The sequence below is a fragment of the Streptococcus sp. 1F3 genome, from assembly GCF_054968985.1.
Genome location: NZ_JBUEQR010000111.1, coordinates 1 through 732, shown reverse-complemented (window position 1 = coordinate 732; position 732 = coordinate 1). Strand labels below are relative to the sequence as shown.

Below are 732 nucleotides of genomic sequence, written 5' to 3'. Positions count from 1 at the left end.
ATTAGGTTTTAGAGATAGAAGATAAGGGGAGAGGAAGATGAAAATGAGCCATCCTTGCTTCAAAAAAAGTGCTTAATAAACAAAGTGATATAAGAAAACGTTCATGCGTTTGACGTGCGTGAAGTGCAGAAATAGTTGACAAAGTGAGAAAAGATTGATAGAATAATGAGGTCCTAGAGACAAGAATTAGCCTTTCTTGGTCACGGGTTGCCAACCTGTTACTCGGATTTGGCTCAAATACAAAGGAGAAATACTCATGGCAATCTCAAAAGAGAAAAAAAATGAAATCATGGCACAATACGCTCGCCATGAAGGTGATACAGGTTCAGTTGAAGTACAAGTCGCAGTGCTTACTTGGGAAATCAACCACTTGAATGATCACATCAAACAACATAAAAAAGACCACGCAACTTACCGTGGATTGATGAAAAAAATTGGTCGCCGTCGTAACTTGTTGGCTTACTTGCGTAAGACAGACGTTAACCGTTACCGCGAATTGATTCATTCATTAGGTCTTCGTCGTTAATCTGGCGAAAACCAACCGATAGCAAAAAAGACAGACAGATCCAAGGTGATTGCATGTACATCACACAGGACTGTCTGTCTTTTTTCTTTACAGGCTCTTTGTCAACTGTAGTGGGTTGATGAAAAGCTAACATCGTGAGAGGACGAACTTCGTTCTCTCTTTCTTTACGTTTAAAGCAATCAAAATGCGTTTTTTAAAGTTTTCAA

Annotated in this window: 1 protein-coding gene; it reads left to right on the top strand. The window is 39.1% G+C overall.

Annotated elements, in window-relative coordinates; translation table 11 throughout:
• Positions 1-256 precede the first annotated feature (256 nt).
• A complete protein-coding gene (rpsO, locus tag ACVPON_RS09445; protein ID WP_067086848.1) occupies positions 257-526 on the top strand; it encodes a 30S ribosomal protein S15 in 270 nt (89 codons plus the stop codon).
• The last annotated feature ends 206 nt before the right edge of the window (positions 527-732 follow it).

Bases quoted from the DNA above. Each gene is read 5' to 3' on its own strand.
- rpsO (WP_067086848.1), top strand. From the start codon at position 257: ATGGCAATCTCAAAAGAGAAAAAAAATGAAATCATGGCACAATACGCT.